Source organism: Proteus sp. fly-1008, assembly GCF_040140305.1.
Taxonomy (GTDB): Bacteria; Pseudomonadota; Gammaproteobacteria; order Enterobacterales; family Enterobacteriaceae; genus Proteus; species Proteus vulgaris_B.
The window spans coordinates 1-963 of sequence record NZ_JBEEWH010000050.1 but is presented as its reverse complement, the minus strand read 5'-3'; the positions used below and the strand labels follow the sequence as shown (position 1 = coordinate 963).

The following is a 963-nucleotide window of genomic DNA, read 5'->3' as shown; positions in this document are numbered from 1 at the left end:
TCGGTTATTGGGCCATGGCTTCTTAGCTCTTTAATTTAGCTAAGTCTGGTTAGTTTGGGCTTCTTTCGACACTTCGCAATCCAAGAAATCCCTAGTCCGTTGATTGGTGCTCTTATCAGGTACGCACTGTAATCTTTCGATACCGCAGCGTGATTCGGAGGTAGAGCCGGAATTTCGTTTTCCGGTACGTTTTACTACCACAATTTGCCTGTTTATCCTTTCGGAGACCGGGCTAAGTCCGAGTCAATCAAGTGGTGCATTTGGGTTAATGTCGTTGGCTGGTATTTAATGAGAACGTGACAAGCGCCTCTCACGTTGCTAAGATTGGATTGCGACGTCTAATCTGAGCAACGAATGCACAAGATTTAGAGTACCAGAGCCCTGTGATGCTGTCACGGGGCTTTGTTACATCTGGAGCTTGGTAAACCTCATAAATTCAATTCGCAACGCTCGCCGCAAGGCGTGAACTTGTTTCACGTCGAGGAAGCGGAATTTCTCGAAAGCCTTATACTGTCTCCGTTCACACATGATCGGAGGGTGTCTCTATGTCTCAATTATTTCGTTTGGCATCGCCAGAAGATTACGAATACATCGAAGAATTAAATTTATGGGAATTGTCATTTGATAAGCGACCGGTTCAAGGGGTTCGTTGTGAAGATCCGGTGATCGGGGCAGAAAAATACAATCGAGGGCGTGAAAAATTTAAGGCGTTAGCGTCACGGCATAAAAAACACTGGAAACCGAACGGATTGACCTTTTCGGAGTTGATCCGCTGGGCAATAGAGTGCGGAACTCCCGAACAATGTCAGCTTGTTTTAGCGTTATACCATTGCACAAACGATGATGATTATCAGGTGATGGGAATTCAGTTAAGCCGAAGTATTGATAATGCAAATGTCAGTCCGATCATCTTTTTCACAGGTAAAAATCAACGGTTATTAGGTGATATTTCGATGCTAAAAC

General features: G+C 44.4%; 1 protein-coding gene. It reads left to right on the top strand.

The window, feature by feature from the left end; genetic code table 11:
* Positions 1–545: 545 nt before the first annotated feature.
* The coding region (locus ABN256_RS19110) for a hypothetical protein (RefSeq protein ID WP_349439938.1) at positions 546–963 on the top strand (418 nt) is incomplete at its 3' end.